The sequence below is a fragment of the Ruoffia halotolerans genome, assembly GCF_014049385.1.
In the GTDB taxonomy this organism is placed as follows: Bacteria; Bacillota; Bacilli; order Lactobacillales; family Aerococcaceae; genus Ruoffia; species Ruoffia halotolerans.
The window spans coordinates 1-19374 of the sequence record NZ_JACAOA010000017.1 but is presented as its reverse complement, the minus strand read 5'-3'; the positions used below and the strand labels follow the sequence as shown (position 1 = coordinate 19374).

Sequence of the window (19374 nt, the reverse complement as noted above, 5' to 3'; positions counted from 1 at the left end):
AGGCGGACGCTTGTTGTTTGTGTTATAATAATCACGGCAATATTATGCATATTTGAATGGTCATATGGTCTAGGTTGGTTATATGGTTGGTTCTTTATTTTCATACGAAGAACATTCATGTATAAGTATTTAAATTATGTATCTGATAAAAAAACGTTCAATATAGGACTATATGTACTCTATACTGTCGTGTCTTTTGCGATTGTTATTGGAACAATTTATCTTGCGATTCAAATGAAAGAATGGATCCACCCGGTTTCAGTCCTTGTAGCCTACATCATTGACTACATTCTTTGGATAATCAAAAGTATGAGTCAAAGCAGAAAGGAGTAAGTTGTAAGAAAAAATGAAAAATCGAATCATAGATAAATTAACCATTCCACAAATTGTTGTGAGTATATATTTGTCACTCATCCTAATTGGCGGATTTTTACTCATATTACCAGTGTCTTCACAAGCAGGTACATGGACGAATTTCGTTGATGCGATATTCACAGCGACATCTGCTATTTGTGTGACCGGTCAAGTCACTTTGAATACAGCAGAACATTGGAGTGCCTTTGGCCAAACCATTATTATTACCTTAATTCAAATTGGAGGGCTTGGTTTCTTAACGATTTGGATGCTGTTTTTCACTATACGCGGTGCAAAAGTTAATCTTAAACAACGAAATCTAGTTCTAGAAACACTGAATTTATCTTCAAGTTATGGGATGCAAGATATCGTAAAAAGTATCGTTAAAGTGTCTTTAACTATTCAAGCACTGGGGGCTTTAGCGTTAAGTTTTGTTTTAATCCCAAGACTCGGGTTAAGTACCGGCTTTTTTTATTCAATCTTTCATAGTATTTCGGCCTTTAATAATGCAGGTTTTGATTTATTTGGAGATAGTTTAATTGGCTTTCAGGATAACTCTTATATACTCTTAATAATCGCGAGTTTAATATTTTCGGGTGGTTTAGGTTTTATTGTTTGGATGGACATTATCTCTTTTCCGAAAACTAAAAAACTGACTCGTTATTCAAAATTCACCCTAATTTTGACGGGGATTGTTCTGACAATCAGTATATTATTTATTGGTTTATCAGAATGGCGCTATGGGACATTCAATCACCTTTCTCTTGGCGATCAATTAGCCAATATTATCTTCATGGCGGTCACTCCAAGAACAGCAGGGTTCGCGAATGTTGATTACATTGACGTTTCTCATGCAGGTTTATTTATGACCTTCATATTAATGTTTATCGGTGGATCTTCTGGCTCAACCGCTGGGGGAGTGAAAGTGTCAACAATCGGGCTCGTTGTTATGTTTATGTATCGAATGTTTAAAGGAGAAGAAATTAACGTCTTCTCAAGACATATTTCTTATGACAATGTTAAACGCGCGTTCTTCATTATCTTCGTGGGTATCATTATGCTAATATCGAGTTCAATGATTCTCTTTGTAACCGAAGAGATTCCGCATGGTTTTGGAATGGAGTATATCTTAATGGAAGTCTTATCGTGTTTTGGAACGGTTGGTTTGTCACTTGGTTTGACACCAGAGTTAACAGTTATAGGGAAATTTGTCTTGATGTTATTAATGTTTGTTGGACGTGTAGGATTAATGACATTCTTTTGGTCATTAGGCGGACCAAAGAAAGAATCTAAAGTGCATTATCCAGAAATGAATATCATGGTAGGATAAAAGGAGAAATTATGAGAAGAAAAACAATTGCCGTTTTAGGCTTAGGTTTATTTGGAACATCACTAGCACGTACTTTAACTAAAGAAAATGTGGATGTTATCGGGATGGACAAGAATATGGATCATGTTGAAGAGATTATTGATGAAGTGGCTCAAAGTCTTCAGGGTGATTTTACGAAGATTGATCAACTGAAAGATGCCGGCGTTGGTGACTGTGATATCGCAGTTGTCGCAACATCACAAAGATTAGAAGACACTATCCTAGCTATTCTCCATCTACAAAAATTAGGCATCGAAAAAATTATCGTCAAATCTAAAAATGCGGATTACCGAGATGTCTTACTAAAAGTTGGCGCGGACCGTGTCATATTACCAGAAGTAGAGATGGGTGTTCGAATTGCGCGTGAATTAAGTAACCCAACGGTTCATGAATTAATTGGACTTGATCACCGTAACAATATCAGTATCTTCCCAGTAAAAGACGAATGGGTTGGTAAGTCAATAAATCAAATGGATTTCCGAAAAAAATATGGTACGAATATTATCGCTATTCGTAAAGAGAATACGGAACAGTTTCATGTGGAGTTCACTGGGGATTATATCATTCAAGAAGACGATGAATTTCTTGGCATTTCAACCGGTGATACTTTAAGACAACAGTTTCGAAATTAATACGAAATCTAGAGGGTGTTTGCGTTTTCAATATACTGGATCTATGATATAATAAATAAAAGTGGTAGATAACTACTTTTTTTCCTAATCACTATTTATTCTTTAGAATCAAATGTTAAGTGAGAGGTAAAGTTGAGTTAATAATAGAGACTTGCATTCATTCCATATTAACTTTGAGTTTAATTAATTCATAGTATTAGAAAATATTGGAAAAGAGGGATTAGTATGTTTAACTATAATGTACGTGGAGAAAATATCGAGGTTACACAAGCAATTCGCGATTATGCAGAGAAAAAAGTTCAAAAATTAGAACGTTTCTTTACAGACGTTCCAGACGCAACTGCTTATGTGAATTTAAAAGTATACTCTGATAAAACTGCAAAAGCTGAAGTAACAATTCCATTACCATTCTTAGTTCTTCGTGCAGAAGAGACAAGTGAAGATTTATATAAAAGTATTGATTTTGTCGTGGATAAATTAGAACGACAAGTAAGAAAATATAAAACAAAAATTAACCGTAAGTCAAGAGAACGCGGTTTCGAAGGCCTAAACCCAGATACATCTGCTCCAGAGGAGCCAGTTTCTGAAGATCCAGAATTAGAAATCGTTCGTTCTAAACGAGTAGATTTAAAACCAATGGACAGCGAAGAAGCAGTTCTACAAATGAACATGCTAGGTCATGACTTCTTTATTTATACAGATGCTGAAACAATGGAAATTTCAATTGTTTACCGTCGTAAAGATGGTCGTTACGGCTTACTAGAAACCTCATCACTCTAATGACAGCATTATAAAGATATTAAAAGGCAAGGGACAATGTGTCCTTTGCCTTTTTGCTAATATTTTTTAAGAAATTACAAAGAATTAAAATTTACTTTAAAGACAATGAGAAAAACCCCTGAAATTCTTGATAAGAGTGCTTATGAATGCTATTTGATATTTTCATTTTTTGATATTCATGTTAGAATAGGGAAGTGTGTTTAACTATTGGCCGATTCAGACTGAATCAAGGTCTTACATGACATAGATAATGAATAAAAGGAGCAGTATTGATGGCTAATTTTCTTAAAAATTTAATTGAAAATGATAAAGGCGAATTACGCAGAACAAGTAAAATCGCTGACGAAGTTATGGCTATGGAGCCTACTTACCGTGAAATGACTGATGAACAACTCCGTAACATGACTACTGAATTTAAAAACCGTCTCGCTAATAAAGAGACATTAGAGGACATTTTACCTGAAGCATTCGCTGTTGTAAGAGAAGCAGCTCGTCGTGTACTTGGATTATTCCCATATAAAGTTCAAATCCAAGGTGGAATTATTCTCCATGAAGGTAATATTGCTGAGATGAAGACTGGTGAAGGTAAGACGTTAACAGAAACAATGCCAGTTTACTTAAACGCGTTAGCTGGTAAAGGTGTTCACGTTGTAACAGTGAACGATTACTTAGCAACTCGTGACTCGAAAGAAATGGGAGAAGTGTACCGCTTCTTAGGCCTAACAGTTGGCTTGAACTTAAACTCAATGAACCCAAGCGAAAAACGTGAAGCTTATAACTCAGATATTACTTATAGTACAAATAACGAACTAGGCTTTGACTACTTACGTGATAATATGGTTGTTTACAAACACCAAATGGTTCAAAGACCACTTTATTACGCGATTGTCGATGAGGTTGACTCAATCTTAATTGATGAGGCAAGAACTCCTTTAATTATCTCTGGGCAAGCCGGTAAATCAACAGCTTTATATACGCGTGCCGATTACTTTGTTAAAGGGTTAAAAGAAGATGAAGATTATACAATTGATCTAACATCAAAATCAATCAACTTAACAGACGGCGGAGTGGATAAAGCAGAGAAAGTATTCCGTTTAGAAAACTTATATAACGTAGATAATACTGCACTTGTTCACCATATTGACCAAGCCTTACGTGCCAACTACATTATGTTAGTCGATATTGACTATGTAGTTGACGAAGGAAAAGTAAAAATCGTTGACGGCTTTACCGGACGTATCATGGAAGGACGTCGTTACTCAGATGGACTACACCAAGCGATTGAAGCGAAAGAAGGCGTAGACATTGAAGATGAGTCTAAGACTATGGCGACAGTAACGTTCCAAAACTACTTCCGTATGTACAACAAATTAGCTGGGATGACTGGTACAGCTAAGACGGAAGAAGATGAGTTCCGTGAAATTTATGCGATGAATGTTATTCAAATCCCAACAAACCGTCCAGTGATCCGTGATGACGCAGCGGATTTACTATTCCCGAACCTACGCTCGAAATTTAACGCAGTAGCGGATGAAATTATTCGCCGTCACGAAAAAGGCCAACCAATTCTAGTTGGTACGGTTGCGGTAGAAACATCAGAATACTTATCACAACTTTTAACTAGAAAAGGAGTACCGCATGAAGTATTAAATGCGAAAAACCACTTTAAAGAAGCAGAAATTATTATGCAAGCTGGTCAACGCGGTGCAGTTACGATTGCAACGAACATGGCTGGTCGTGGTACCGATATTAAACTAGGTAGCGGAGTGAAAGAGCTAGGTGGTTTATGTGTAATCGGTACAGAACGTCATGAGTCACGTCGTATAGATGATCAATTACGTGGGCGTTCGGGTCGTCAAGGTGACCCAGGTGCATCACAATTCTACTTATCATTAGAAGATGATTTAATGCGTCGTTTCGGTTCAGACCGTATTAAAGGACTCTGGGAGAAATTAAACGAAGACGAAGATGAGAACGATGTAGCAATTCAAAGCCGCATGTTAACTCGTCAAGTTGAATCAGCTCAAAAACGTGTAGAAGGTAATAACTATGATACACGTAAAAATGTTCTTGAATATGACGAAGTTATGCGTGAACAACGTGAAGTTATCTATGGACAACGTCACGAAGTGATTGATGCAGGTGAACCATTAACAGATTATGTTAAAGCAATGATCAAACGTACCATAGAACGCCAAGTTGCTTATGCAACCGAAGGTGAGAAAAAAGATTGGAAATTAGAATCTTTACTAGACTTCGCACATTCAGCGATTGTAAATCCAGAAACTTTAGAGTTATCAGACTTACAAGGTAAAAATAAAAAGGAATTAGTAAACTTCTTATATAAAAAAGCTGAAGAAGTATATAGTGAAAAAATTTCTCAACTTAATGGACCAGAACAAATAGCTGAGTTTGAGAAAGTAATTATCTTACGTGTTGTCGACTCTAAATGGACAGATCATATTGATATGATGGACCATTTACGTCAAGGTGTAGGACTAAGGGCTTATGCTCAAACGAATCCATTAACTGAATACCAAACAGAAGGATTTGACCGCTTTGAAGAAATGGTTGCTGCGATTGAATATGATGTCACTCGCTTTATTATGAAAGCTCAAGTAAGACAAAATGTTGAACGTGAGCAAGTGAATAAACCAGGTGGAACAAACTAATTTTTGAATAAGTTAGCCGGCAGGGGAATTATCACTGCCGGTTTTTCTTTTACGAAAGATTATTATGGTGCTATACTACAAAGGAATTTAATTAGATGGAGTGAATAGGACGATGGAACTTTATGAAATGACACAATTTGTCGAAAATGCTCAAGAAAAGATGGATAGCTTTAGGGGGTCTCTTTGACTTAGACGCATTAGAAGCGGATATTGCAGATTATGAATATCAAATGAGTCAACCAGATTTTTGGGATGATAATGAGGCAGCTCAAGAAGTCATCCAAGAGTTAAACAGTAGTAAAGAAACATACCAAACCATTAGCTCACTTGAAGACCAAGTTGAAGAGTTGACGATGGCACTTGAATTATATAATGAAACGAAAGATGAAGAGATGTATCAAGAAGCTGAGGAATTAACTGAAGCTCTTTCTAAAGCCATAGATAGTTATGAAACAATGCTACTACTCTCTGGTGAATATGATAAAAATGACGCTATTCTTGAAATTCATCCCGGTGCTGGAGGAACTGAGTCCCAGGATTGGGGAAGTATGCTCCTTCGTATGTACCAAAGATATGCGGATCATAAAGGTTTCAGCGTTGAAGTCTTAGATTATCAAGCTGGAGACGAAGCGGGTATAAAAAGTGTCATCTTAGAGATTAAAGGACATAATGCTTATGGCTTACTTAAATCAGAAAAAGGAGTCCACCGTTTAGTTCGTATCTCGCCTTTTGATTCAAATGCACGTCGTCATACTTCTTTTGCTTCTATAGAGGTAACGCCTTTGATTGACCAATCAGTTGACATTGATATCAATCCAGATGATATTCGAATTGATACATATCGTGCAAGTGGTGCCGGTGGACAACATGTTAACAAGACGGATTCTGCTGTACGTATTACTCATATTCCAACTGGAGTGGTGACTCAAAGTCAGGCTCAAAGATCACAACTTCAAAACCGTGAACAAGCGATGAAACTATTAAAGTCGAAACTGCACCAACTTGAAGTTGAACAAAAAGCAAAAGAACTAGCTGAAATTAAAGGGGACCAAAAAGAGATTGGCTGGGGCTCACAAATTAGATCATACGTCTTCCATCCCTACTCAATGGTTAAAGACCACCGTACAAATTATGAAGTTGGAAATACCGATAAAGTCATGGACGGGGATTTAGATGATTTTATTGATGCCTATCTAAAACGGTCCATTGAATAATCTAATAGTTAGCAGTTTGTTATCACCGTGATACATATTTCATATACAATTGGACAGAATATTTTGAAAGTGAGGATAAGGACATGATTCAATTAACAAACGTATCGAAACGATATGAGAATGGTGTTGTTGCATTGAACGACATTAATCTACGAATCGAACAAGGCGAATTTGCCTACCTCGTTGGACCGAGTGGGTCCGGTAAATCGACGTTAATGAAAATTCTTTACCGAGAAGAAATACAAACGCAAGGAAAAGTCGTCGTAGGAAAATATCACTTAAATAGATTAAAACCAAAAGATGTCCCTATGTTAAGAAGACAAGTAGGGGTCATCTTCCAAGACTTTAAACTACTTCCATCCCTAACGGCGTATGAAAATGTCGCCTATGCGATGGAAGTAACAGGGAAAAGTCGTAAAGAAATTAAAAAGCGAGTTAAAGAAGTTATGGAACTCGTTGGGTTAAGAACAAAAGTAAACCAATTTCCAAAAGAGTTATCAGGTGGGGAGCAACAACGTGTATCGATTGCACGTGCGATTGTTAATCACCCACGTATTCTCGTTGCCGATGAGCCTACCGGAAACTTGGACCCTGAGAATGCAATTGAGATATTTAGATTACTCGAACGCATTAACCAGAATGGAACCACTGTTCTGATGGGAACACATAATGACCACTTGGTTAATGAATTTAAGCATCGCTTAATTCGTTTAGAAAAAGGCAATCTCGTTCGTGATGAGTATGAGGGGGAATATAATGAAAAGCATTAGAAATTTCTTCAGACAACTCCGTAATGGTTTCCGTAATTTATTTCGTAATGGTTGGATGACTGCTGCCTCTATCTTAACAATGACAGTCACACTCTTAATGGTGGGTGGATTAATTATGCTCTTGAGTAACGTTGATAATATAACTCAAGATATCGAAGAAGGCGTTCAAATTCGAGCTCACATCGACTTAGCTGCTGATGAACAAGATGAAGCGGACTTACGCCAAGCCATCGAAGAGATAGAGTATGTGTCTGATATAACGTATCGAACAAGAGAAGAAGAACTAGAGGACTTAATCGACCGGGTCGGGGAAGAGTTTGCTCTATTTAGTGATGATGCGAACCCATTATTTAACGTGTTTGTTGTATCTGTTGAAGATACAGAATATTTAGACGCTGTCACAGAGCAAATTAGTGAATTACCTTACGCTGTGGATGTCACTTATGGTGAAATTGATACGCAAAACTTATTGAACACCCTTGAAATTGTCAGAGTTGTGTTTGCATTAATTGCAGCCGTTCTCGTTGTAATTGCAGTAGCGCTAATATCGAATACAATCAAGTTAACCATATACGCACGGCAAACTGAAATTGAAATTATGCGCTTAGTTGGGGCACAAAATAGCTATATCCGCGCACCATTTGCTTATGAAGGAGCCTTTATAGGTTTAATTAGTTCGATCTTTGCCAGTGTCTTACTTTATGGAGCTTATGAAGGGATGCAAAGTGCCACCGTTGAGATTACAGGTGTGGAAGTCATTGCCTTTACACCAACCACACCATTTATTTATTATGTTGCGGGTGGTTTAGTGATTATTGGAATTTTATTAGGTGTTATCGGAGCAAGACGGTCGATTAAACGATTTTTAAAATTTTAAATAGTCATATGAAAACTCAAAGATTATTAAAGCAAGAGCTTACGTAACCTTTGAGTTTTTTTTAATGGATAAGGTACAATATATACACAGAATGAATATTAAAAGAATGTTATAATAAAAATTGATGTAGAGTTTCCTGTATAAAATGGTTTGATACTTTGATAAGATAGGAGACACGATCATTATTATAGTATATAGGTATGAACTGGAGGATAATTATGAAACATATTCTAGTTGTTGATGATGAGATTGCAATCTTAACATTATTAGAATACAACTTAAAAGAAGCCGGATATACCGTTGACACCGCCAATAATGGTGAAAGTGGATATAAGATGATAAAGACGAATGAATACGACTTTATTATATTAGATGTGATGTTACCAGGAATGGATGGTATGGATATTTGCCGTCGGGTAAGACAAGAGGATATAGATACACCGATTCTGATGTTAACTGCTAAAGATGACGAGTACGATAAGGTCATCGGCTTAGAGCTTGGTGCAGATGATTATATGACTAAGCCATTTAGTCCTAGAGAAGTAACAGCAAGAATAAAAGCAATCTTGAGAAGAACTGAAGCAAAACACATGTCAGAAAAAGACAGTGAACAAGCTCATCAAGAAGCAGTTGATGCTGAGTTACGTGAATTAGAAGATAATTATAATGACTACGAAGAAGATCGTTACTTATTACAAGATGAATCAGATTCAGTGATTAAATTAGGTGATATTAAAATTTATGCTGATCGATATGAAGTTGTCGTTCACGGCGATAAAATCGAAGTGACACCTAAAGAATTTGAGTTATTGGTTTATATGGCTGTTCGTAAAGGTCGTATCTTAAGTCGTGAACAATTATTAAATAGTATTTGGCGCTTTGATTATGCGGGTGAGACACGAATTGTCGATGTTCATATTAGTCATTTACGAGAAAAAATCGAAAAAGATACGAAAAATCCTGAATATATTAAAACCGTGCGAGGGTTTGGGTATAAATTCGTGGTGCCAAAAGAATGATTTTTAACCAGAGATCACATCAACGCAATTCCCGAATTATTTTAATTGTGTGCATAGTAATTGGAATCAGTATCTCTGGGTATTTTGTCAGACAGCTCATTCATCGTTCAATATTACAACCCTTGGAGACACGAGCTGAGATTCAAGCAGAATTTCTTGAAGATGTAGGAATGAATGCTAAGAACTTTTCAGAAGTCGAGTTAAATATTGAACCATTCAAGCGTCCAGATAGCGCAGAATCAGTTGTACTGAAAGATGGCGAAGTTATTTGGGATGATTTTGCTGAAAGAACCCGATTACAAACGGTTCGGCAACAGTTAAAAGACTTTCCAAAAGATAAAGTGTCGAGCAAGGTATATCTAAATGGTTATGTTGTTTACACGCCAATTGAAGCAAATGATGGGACGTATCAGTTAGTAAAGTACTATAAAAAGTCGTTGTTTCAAGATCAGTTAGATGACTTTTATTTGTGGATGGCAGTCATTATTTTCCTAATCTTACTTCTAATATACCTGGTGTATAGATATATGATTAACTTTGTTACAAAACCAATCGAAGCCATCAATTTAGCGGTCGAACATATAGAGGATGATCAGTACCAATTTGAATATATACGAGGTAATTTACCCGTTATCGATAATTTAGGTACAAATATTTCGACATTAAAACAAGAGTTAAAAACCAAACGTGGTGATTTAAATGCTAGTGAGCAACGGCTATCCTTATTAATGGGACATTTAAATTTAGGCGTAGTTTTAATAAGTAATTCTGGAAAAATCGAATTAATTAATTCTGAAGCGATGCAATTATTAAATATAGATATACATACAACGCAAAGATCTTTCCAGGCAGTAATTAAGAGTTATGTACTGGTAGATATGATTAATGAAGCACTTAAGACGCATCAGCCATTAAGCAATCACATCGAACTATATATTCCGACGTCTAAATTTATAGATGTGAATATAATTCCTTTCGGGAAATCACCTGATGAGATTGAATCGATTCTTGTCTTATTGTATGACATTACACAAGTAAGACGCTTAGAAACAGTTCGAACAGAGTTTGTTGCGAATGCTTCACATGAGTTAAGGACACCAGTGACAGCAATCAAAGGTTTTGCTGAGACACTTTTAGATGGTGCTTTAAAGCAACCAGAGTTAGCGGAGAAATTTATTACAATCATTGCAAATGAAAGTAATCGGTTAGAGACGATTATTAGTGATATTTTAGAATTGTCTCGTGTTGAGAAGAAAAGTGAACCTATGGTTGTTAAGCCGTTTGAAGTTGTAGAGACCGTGAATAATTTAATTCAATTCTTCTACAAACAGGCTGATAAGAAACATATTAGTATTTCAGTTGATGCTGAGAGACCTGTGATGATGAAGGCAGATCAACATCGTATTGAGCAAATTTTTACAAATCTTATCGATAATGCCATTAATTATTCAGATGTCGATAGTGAAGTAAAAATTAATATTGAACAAGTTAATAATTCTGTACATTTTTCTGTTTCAGATAAAGGAATTGGAATTCCAAAAGCAGACCAAGAACGAATTTTTGAACGCTTCTATCGAGTAGATAAAGGGCGAAGTCGAAATTCAGGTGGAACCGGGCTTGGTTTATCAATTGTACGTAACTTAATTATGAACATGAACGGAACCATTCATGTTGAAAGCGAGGTGGGAATTGGTACCACATTCCATATCAAACTCCCTTTAGAATAATTTATTTCCCATTGAGTCAAGCTAAAAGTTATATTAAAAAAGCATTTAATAAAGCGAAAAAGTATGATTATCTCTTATGCAACCTATATATATTTTTTTAATCATAGAAATTATATGCAGAAAAATATATATAGATTTTTTTGTGTAATTCGGTTGTAACAATACTTGATGATATAAAATGTTTTTTAATTGTTGCAATTTTTCCCGAGTTCCCGTCTTTACAATGACTATAATAAACCGCTTTATAAATATTTACATAAAATTTACACAAAATTTACAATTGAGTTGTAAAATGAAGACGCAAGTATTCTATTACGGTACTTAATTGTAATGTAACTTATTTTTTTAAAGGAGATTCTGTATGCAGTCTAATTTTACTGAAACATTCATGAAATATGTTTTCATAGTGTGTGCGTCATTATCGATTCTTTCGATTATTTTAATATTCTACTTCATTTTTGAAGGTGGAGTACCTTTTATACTTGAAGAAGGAATAGGAAACTTTATTTTTAACGAGGTATGGCGTCCAACTGCTTCTAACCCTTCATTTGGTATCTTACCAATGGTTGTTGGGTCACTTGTTGTTACAGCTGGAGCAATTATTATTGGGGTTCCAATCGGTGTTCTTTCGTCTATCTTTATGGCATTCTACTGTCCTGACTGGTTATACAAATTTGCAAAGCCTGCAATTAACTTAATGGCATCAATTCCATCTATTGTATACGGTTATTTTGCATTAAGATTATTTGTGCCATTCTTCCGTGATTTAATGGGTGGAACAGGGATGAATATTGTAACGGCTTCTACATTGTTAGGTATTATGATTTTACCTACTATTATTGGTTTGTCTGAGGCATCTTTACGTGCTGTTCCTAAAGAATACTACTCAGCGAGTGTTGGTTTAGGTGCTGATCATGACCGTTCAGTTATGCGCGTTATGTTACCTGCTGCAAAATCAGGTATCTTATCTGCGATTATCTTAGGTATTGGTCGTGCGATTGGTGAGACAATGGCTGTTATTCTTGTAACTGGTAACCAACCAGCAATCCCTAATGATTTAAACCAAGGAGTTCGTACGTTAACGACGAATATTGTTCTGGAGATGGGTTATGCAAGTGGTCGCCATAGAGAAGCGTTAATTGCTACAGCAGTTGTATTATTTATCTTTATTATCATCCTAAATACTACTTTCCTGTTCGTTAAAAACAGAGGAGGTAACGACTAATGACTAAAAAATTCAGCTTTATTAAAATATTAGTATGGGCAGCAGGTTTATTTACATTAGGTATGTTACTTTTCATTGTAGGTTATATCTTCTATAATGGAATACCTCATTTATCTGCATCAATGTTTGAATGGGATTATTCGACTGGTAATGTGTCTATGATGCCGTCAATTATTTCAACATTAATTATTATTGGTGCATCATTACTCATTGCAGGTCCAGTAGGAATCTTTACTGGGTTCTACTTAGTTGAATACGCTGATCAAAAAAGTAAATTCTTACCAATTATTCGTTTAGCAACTGATACATTAGCGGCAGTTCCATCAATTGTTTACGGACTGTTTGGTATGCTTTTATTCGTATATCAGTTTGAGTGGGGATATTCTCACTTTGCGGGTATTTTAACGGTAACAATTATGATTTTACCAATCATCATCTCATCTACTGAAGAAGCATTGCGTTCGGTCAATGATTCTTTACGTATGGGTAGTTATGGTTTAGGAGCAGGAAGATTAAGAACAATCTTTACTGTCGTTCTGCCAGTTGCGATGCCAGGTATTCTTTCCGGAGTTATCTTAGCAATTGGACGTATTGTTGGTGAGTCAGCAGCATTTATCTATACTTTAGGATCATCATCAAGTATGATATCATCACTAGGAGATTCAGGTCGTACTCTTGCGGTTCACATGTATATGTTATCTCAAGAAGGACTTCACGTAGATGAGTCATATGCTGTTGCATCGATTCTAATATTAATTGTTCTATTCATTAACGGCTTATCAAATTTAATTGGTAATCGACTAGGCTCTGGAGGGAAATAAAAAATATGGCTAACACAAAATTTAAAATTAAAGACTTAGACTTTTATTACGGTGATTTTCAAGCGTTAAAAAATATTAATATGGATATTGAAGAGAAAGTAGTTACAGCATTTATCGGACCTTCAGGTTGTGGTAAATCAACATTTATCAAAACATTAAATCGTATGCAAGATTTAGTATCATATGCTCGTGTGGACGGATTAATTTCTTTAGATGGTCAAAATATCTACGAAAAAGGCTATGACGCAAATTTATTACGCAAAAAAGTTGGTATGGTGTTCCAACATCCAAACCCATTCCCAAAAAGTATTTATGACAACATTGCTTATGGACCTAGAACTCACGGGATTAAAGATAAAACTCAACTTGACCAAATTGTTGAAGAAAGTTTACAAGCAGCAGCAATTTGGGATGAAGTAAAAGATAAATTAGATAAAAATGCAACAGCAATTTCTGGTGGACAACAACAAAGAATTTGTATTGCACGTGCGATTGCTAACGATCCAGAAGTATTACTTATGGATGAGCCAACTTCTGCACTTGACCCAATTTCTACTGGGAAAATTGAAGAACTTATTTCTGAATTAAAAGAGAAATATACGGTTGTTATTGTTACTCATAATATGCAACAAGCCGCACGTATTTCTGATAAAACAGCATTCTTCTTAACTGGGGAAGTCATTGAATTTGATGACACTGAGAAAATCTTCAGTAACCCCACAGACCAACGTACAGATGATTATATTTCAGGTCGCTTCGGTTAATTTTATTTAATCTAATACGTATATTTTCTAGGAGGAAAAACAGTGAGAGAAGCATTTCAAGAAGAATTAGAAAAATTTTTGGATAAATTAATTATGTTAAGTAACTTCGCTAATGAGTCATTACATAAAGCGATTAAAGCGTTTGACGAAAATGATAATGAATTAGCGCACGAAGTAATTGCTGATGACCTAAGAATTAATGCTTTAAGTGTTGAAATCGAAAGAGATGCATACCGTCTAATAGCATTACAACAACCAGTGACTGGAGATTTAAGAAAAATCTTTACAGTATTTTCTGCAAATTCAGATGTAGAACGTATCGCTGATCACGCAACATCTGTTGCTAAGACTGTCATTCGTCGTAATCCTGACGAAGAAAAAATCGAGCGCCTAGATGATATTGTTAAACAAATGGGTGAGCTTGCTCAAGGGATGATTACTGATGTCATTCAAGCATTTGTTAATGGTGATGTTAGAGCAGCACGTAAGATTGCTGACCGTGACAATGAGTTAGATGTTCTACAACAACAAATTTATGGAATTGCTGCAAAAACAATGGAATTTGATACTGAAGTAATTGTCGGAGGTATTAACTATATTGGTGTTGCAAATAACTTAGAACGTATCGGAGATTATGTGACTAATATTTGCGAAAGAATTGTGTACTTACACTCAGGAGACATCGTAGAATTAAACTAATGGCATACCCATCCCCTCTTCATTAAGTTAAGGCTTAATGAAGAGGGGATTTTATTTTATTAAAGAAATCGTTAAGGAAAACAGAGAGTCTTAACATAAAATTTACAATAGATTTACATTAAATTTACAATCGCTTGTTATAATAGTGGTGTGCTGATGGTTTGACTATCAGACGAATGATTAGATGTCGTTGAAACATTAAAAATCAAAAGGAGATGTACATTAATGAAAAAAACATTAAAAGCTTTACCATTATTAGCAACAGCAGGATTAGTATTATCATCTGTTGTTCCAGCATTCGCACAAGAGGGAACAATTAACGTTGTTTCTCGTGAAGATGGATCAGGAACTCGTGGAGCATTCGTAGAAATCGTTGGCGTTGTTGACGAAAATGATGATGACATGACTACTACATCAGCTGCAATCCAAAACGGTACTAACGGAGTTATGCAAACTGTTGCTGGAGATCCAAATGCAATCGGATATATCTCATTAGGTTCATTAGATGATACAGTTAAAGCTGTTACTGTTGATGGAGCAGAAGCTACTCCAGAAGCAATTAACGCTGGAGAATACCCAATCGCTCGTCCATTCGTAGTGGCATGGGGAGAAGATCAATCTGACGTATCAGCTGACTTCTTAACATTCATCCACTCTCAAGAAGGGCAAACAATCGTTGAAGAAGAAGGATACATCGCTGTAGATGCTTCTGCATCTGCTGAAGATGAAGAGTCATCTGAAGAAGCTTCATCAGAAGAAACAACTGAAGAAGCTTCATCAGAAGAAACAACTGAAGAGCCAGCTGAAGGCGAAGAGTCTGCTGGAGCTGAAGAAGCTGCATCTGAAGAAGAAACTACAGAAGAAGAAGCTTCATCAGAAGAAACAACTGAAGAAGAATCAGCAACAGAAGAAGAGTCAACTGAAGAAGAATCAGGATCAGTTGTTGCTTCATTACCTTCATACGAAGCTGCTGGCTTAGAAGGAACTATTGAAGTTGTTGGATCTACATCAGTAACTCCAGTTATGGAGGTTTTAGCTGAAGAATACATGGCATTAAACCCAGACGTAACTATTAACATTACTTCAAACGGTTCTTCTGCTGGTATCGAAGCTGCAACTGGTGGAGCTGCTGACTTAGGTATGTCTTCTCGTGAATTAACAGAAGATGAAGCTGCAGCATTAAACCAAGCAAACATCGCTCTTGATGGAATTGCTGTTGTAGTTCACCCAGAAAGTACAGTAGAAGATTTATCATTAGAAACAATTCGTTCAATCTTCTTAGGTGAAGTTACTGAGTGGGAAGAAGCAGCTCAATAATTTTTAAACCATCATAGAGATTTGTAACACACCTCTTCGGAGGTGTGTTTTTCATTTCTATTTGCAATCTTTTTGCGAACAAATGTTTGAGTTTTGTGTTATACTTACAAAAGGTAAATACAACATTATTGAGGAGAGAAAGTTATATATGGCTCAAAAAAATATAATCGTAAAAGGCGCAAGAACACATAACTTAAAAAATCTCGATGTAGAAATTCCTAGAGATAAATTAGTGGTTATGACTGGTTTATCTGGTTCAGGAAAAAGCTCGTTAGCTTTTGATACCTTATATGCCGAAGGACAGAGACGATATGTAGAAAGTTTATCTGCATATGCTAGACAGTTTTTAGGACAAATGGATAAACCAGATGTAGATTCTATTGAAGGTTTGAGCCCAGCAATCTCAATTGACCAAAAAACAACCAGTCAAAATCCACGTTCTACTGTCGGAACAGCAACAGAAATTAACGACTACTTAAGACTTCTATATGCTCGAGTGGGGACACCTTATTGTCCAAATCACGATATTCCAATCGAACGACAAAGTCCAGAGCAAATGGTAGATCGAATCTTAGAATTACCAGACAGAACACGTATCCAAATATTATCACCTGCTGTGCGTGACAAACGTGGACAACACAAGAAATTATTAGAAAGAATAAGCAAGGATGGCTATATCCGTGTGCGTGTTGATGGGGAAATCTATGATGTATCAGAAGTTCCCGAATTAGAAAAGAATAAAAAACATACGATTGAAGTGGTTGTTGACCGTATAGCTATTAAAGATGGCGTGAGATCACGTTTATTTGATTCAGTTGAACAAGCACTTTTATTCTCTGAAGGTTACGTGGTTATTGATGTTATCGGGGAAGAAGAAATGTACTTTAATGAACATTTTGCTTGTCCGTTTTGTGATTTCTCCATCGATGAATTAGAACCTAGACTTTTTTCTTTCAACGCACCATTTGGTGCTTGTCCAAGTTGTGATGGTTTAGGCTCACGTTTAACAGTCGATGAAGAATTGATTATTCCGGATGATAGCTTAAGCATCGAAGAAGGTGTTTTTGCACCTTGGAATCCAATTAGTTCAAATTATTATCCATCAATGATCGATCAATTTTCAAAACAAAATAATATTCCAACGGATGTTCCATATAAAGATTTAACCAGTGAACAACAAGAAGTGTTAAAATACGGAGATCCGGACGCAACATTTTCGTTCACATTCAAAACAATGCGAGGCGAAACGAAGACGACGGAGAATACGTTTGAAGGTGTCTTTAATAATGTTCAAAGACGTTATAATGACACAAATTCTGACTACACGCGTGATGTTATGCGAGAATATATGCATGAATTAACGTGTCCAACATGTAAAGGTACTCGCTTAAATGAAGAAGCCTTATCCGTTCGTGTATCAGACAAAAACATCGCCGAAGTAACAGCAATGTCTATTGGTGATGCTAAAAAACACTTTGAAACTATTGACTTCTCAGTGACTGATACGATGATTGCCGATCCAATCATTAAGGAAATCGATGATCGATTGACTTTCTTAAATGAAGTGGGACTGGATTATTTAACAATGAGTCGAGTAGCAGGTTCACTCTCAGGTGGAGAGTCGCAACGGATCCGTCTAGCGACACAAATTGGTTCGAACTTAAGTGGGGTATTATATATCCTGGATGAACCTTCGATTGGTTTACATCAGAGAGATAATGCTCGTTTAATTAAATCATTACAAAGAATGCGTGATTTAGGTAATACGCTCGTTGTTGTTGAACATGATGAAGAAACAATGATGGCTGCAGATTACTTAATTGATATTGGCCCAGGTGCCGGTGAATTAGGCGGAGAAATTGTTTCTATTGGAACGCCTGAAGAAGTTCAAGCTGATGAGAACTCTTTGACAGGTAAATACCTATCTGGAAAAGAAAAAATTGAAGTGCCTAAAACTCGACGCAATGATGATAAAGGATGGGTAACTGTCAAAGGAGCAGAAGAAAATAATCTGCAAAATGTTGAAGCGTCTTTCCCCATCGGGCGATTCACTTGTGTTACTGGAGTGTCTGGTTCAGGTAAAAGTAGTTTAGTGAACAGCATTTTAAAAATTGCTTTAACAAAACGCTTAACAAGCACAAAAGAACGACCAGGTAAATTCGAATCCATAGAGGGCTTTGAAGGGCTTGAAAAAGTTATTGATATTGATCAAAGTCCAATTGGACGTACACCAAGAAGTAACCCCGCAACATATACTAGTGTATTCGATGATATTCGCGGGTTATTTGCTCAAACAAATGAAGCGAAGATACGTGGTTATGACAAAGGCCGCTTTAGTTTTAACGTTAAGGGTGGACGATGTGAAGCGTGTAAAGGTGGCGGAATTAAGCAAATCGAAATGCATTTCCTTCCAGATGTGTATGTTCCATGTGAAGTATGTCATGGAACGCGCTATAATTCAGAAACACTTGAAATCAAATATAAAGGGAAATCAATTTCAGATGTGTTAGATATGACGATTGATGAAGCTTTAGTATACTTTGATGCGATTCCGAAAATCAAACGCAAAATCCAAACCTTAGTCGATGTTGGTTTAGGTTACGTGCGATTAGGACAATCAGCGACAACTTTATCTGGTGGTGAAGCACAAAGAATGAAGCTTGCTTCTGAACTACAACGTGTTTCAACAGGAGATACATTCTACATCTTAGATGAGCCAACGACTGGTTTACACGCACATGATATTAAGAAATTACTTACAGTATTGAATCGCTTAGTAGATGCAGGTAATACCGTCGTTGTGATTGAGCATAACTTAGATGTTATTAAGACAGCTGACTACATTATCGATATGGGTCCTGAAGGGGGGGTCCGTGGTGGAGAAGTCATCGCTACCGGAACTCCTGAAGAAGTGGCTGAAGTTGAAGGCAGCTTTACAGGACAATATTTAAAATACGTCATGGATAAAGATAAATAATCGAAATGATTGAGGCGTTCAACAATGTCCTCATATCAAGAACCCAACCAAGTGATGGCACTACCACTTGGTTGGGCTTTTTTATGCGGAGATTCGAACTTTTAGAAGGCTTCCATTTTTATGACTAGCTGAATTCACTTAATCTTCTTTGAACAAT

16 protein-coding genes are annotated in these 19374 nt (G+C 36.3%); all 16 read left to right on the top strand.

The features are described 5' to 3' along the window. The first annotated feature begins 117 nt into the window (after positions 1–117). Complete coding sequence (locus HW423_RS07090; protein WP_218931239.1) at positions 118–333, top strand: hypothetical protein; 216 nt, start codon at positions 118–120, stop codon at positions 331–333. A gap of 13 nt (positions 334–346) precedes the next feature. Next, complete coding sequence (locus HW423_RS07085) at positions 347–1684, top strand: TrkH family potassium uptake protein (protein WP_218931238.1); 1338 nt, start codon at positions 347–349, stop codon at positions 1682–1684. Between the two features lie 11 nt (positions 1685–1695). Next, positions 1696–2355: a potassium channel family protein gene (locus HW423_RS07080; protein ID WP_218931237.1), complete on the top strand. Its 660-nt coding sequence runs from the start codon at positions 1696–1698 to the stop codon at positions 2353–2355. A 225-nt stretch (positions 2356–2580) separates the two neighbouring features. Further along, the gene (hpf, locus tag HW423_RS07075) at positions 2581–3135 is read left to right on the top strand and encodes a ribosome hibernation-promoting factor, HPF/YfiA family (protein ID WP_218931236.1); all 555 of its coding nucleotides are present in this window, start codon (positions 2581–2583) and stop codon (positions 3133–3135) included. A gap of 272 nt (positions 3136–3407) precedes the next feature. After that, positions 3408–5807 carry a preprotein translocase subunit SecA gene (gene secA / locus HW423_RS07070; RefSeq protein WP_218931235.1) on the top strand — a complete coding sequence of 800 codons (2400 nt, stop codon included), beginning with the start codon at positions 3408–3410 and terminating at the stop codon, positions 5805–5807. A 112-nt stretch (positions 5808–5919) separates the two neighbouring features. Further along, positions 5920–7021 (top strand): peptide chain release factor 2 gene (prfB, locus tag HW423_RS07065; protein ID WP_235956379.1). Its coding sequence is split into 2 segments (ribosomal slippage): positions 5920–5991 and positions 5993–7021, totalling 1101 coding nucleotides; the frame shifts between segments, so codons are not numbered across the junction. Positions 7022–7104: 83 nt separating this feature from the next. Next, positions 7105–7791: a cell division ATP-binding protein FtsE gene (ftsE, locus tag HW423_RS07060; protein ID WP_218931234.1), complete on the top strand. Its 687-nt coding sequence runs from the start codon at positions 7105–7107 to the stop codon at positions 7789–7791. Beyond that, entirely contained in the window at positions 7778–8668 is an 891-nt protein-coding gene (gene ftsX, locus HW423_RS07055) for a permease-like cell division protein FtsX (protein WP_218931233.1), read from the top strand. Before ftsE ends, ftsX begins: the two co-directional genes overlap by 14 nt. Positions 8669–8886: 218 nt before the next feature. Further along, positions 8887–9687 carry a response regulator transcription factor gene (locus HW423_RS07050; RefSeq protein ID WP_235956377.1) on the top strand — a complete coding sequence of 267 codons (801 nt, stop codon included), beginning with the start codon at positions 8887–8889 and terminating at the stop codon, positions 9685–9687. Further along, positions 9684–11414 carry a two-component system histidine kinase PnpS gene (gene pnpS, locus HW423_RS07045; RefSeq protein WP_218931232.1) on the top strand — a complete coding sequence of 577 codons (1731 nt, stop codon included), beginning with the start codon at positions 9684–9686 and terminating at the stop codon, positions 11412–11414. Before HW423_RS07050 ends, pnpS begins: the two co-directional genes overlap by 4 nt. Before the next feature lie 361 nt (positions 11415–11775). Further along, positions 11776–12639 carry a phosphate ABC transporter permease subunit PstC gene (pstC, locus tag HW423_RS07040; RefSeq protein WP_218931231.1) on the top strand — a complete coding sequence of 288 codons (864 nt, stop codon included), beginning with the start codon at positions 11776–11778 and terminating at the stop codon, positions 12637–12639. Then, positions 12639–13460 carry a phosphate ABC transporter permease PstA gene (pstA, locus tag HW423_RS07035; RefSeq protein ID WP_218931230.1) on the top strand — a complete coding sequence of 274 codons (822 nt, stop codon included), beginning with the start codon at positions 12639–12641 and terminating at the stop codon, positions 13458–13460. The genes pstC and pstA overlap by 1 nt, the downstream gene beginning before the upstream one ends. Before the next feature lie 5 nt (positions 13461–13465). Beyond that, positions 13466–14224, top strand: a complete 759-nt coding sequence (pstB, locus tag HW423_RS07030) for a phosphate ABC transporter ATP-binding protein PstB (protein WP_218931229.1) — start codon at positions 13466–13468, stop codon at positions 14222–14224. Positions 14225–14266: 42 nt separating this feature from the next. Next, complete coding sequence (gene phoU / locus HW423_RS07025; protein WP_218931228.1) at positions 14267–14923, top strand: phosphate signaling complex protein PhoU; 657 nt, start codon at positions 14267–14269, stop codon at positions 14921–14923. Between the two features lie 225 nt (positions 14924–15148). After that, positions 15149–16240 carry a substrate-binding domain-containing protein gene (locus HW423_RS07020; RefSeq protein ID WP_218931227.1) on the top strand — a complete coding sequence of 364 codons (1092 nt, stop codon included), beginning with the start codon at positions 15149–15151 and terminating at the stop codon, positions 16238–16240. Between the two features lie 148 nt (positions 16241–16388). Next, positions 16389–19217: an excinuclease ABC subunit UvrA gene (uvrA, locus tag HW423_RS07015; RefSeq protein WP_218931226.1), complete on the top strand. Its 2829-nt coding sequence runs from the start codon at positions 16389–16391 to the stop codon at positions 19215–19217. Positions 19218–19374: the final 157 nt, after the last annotated feature.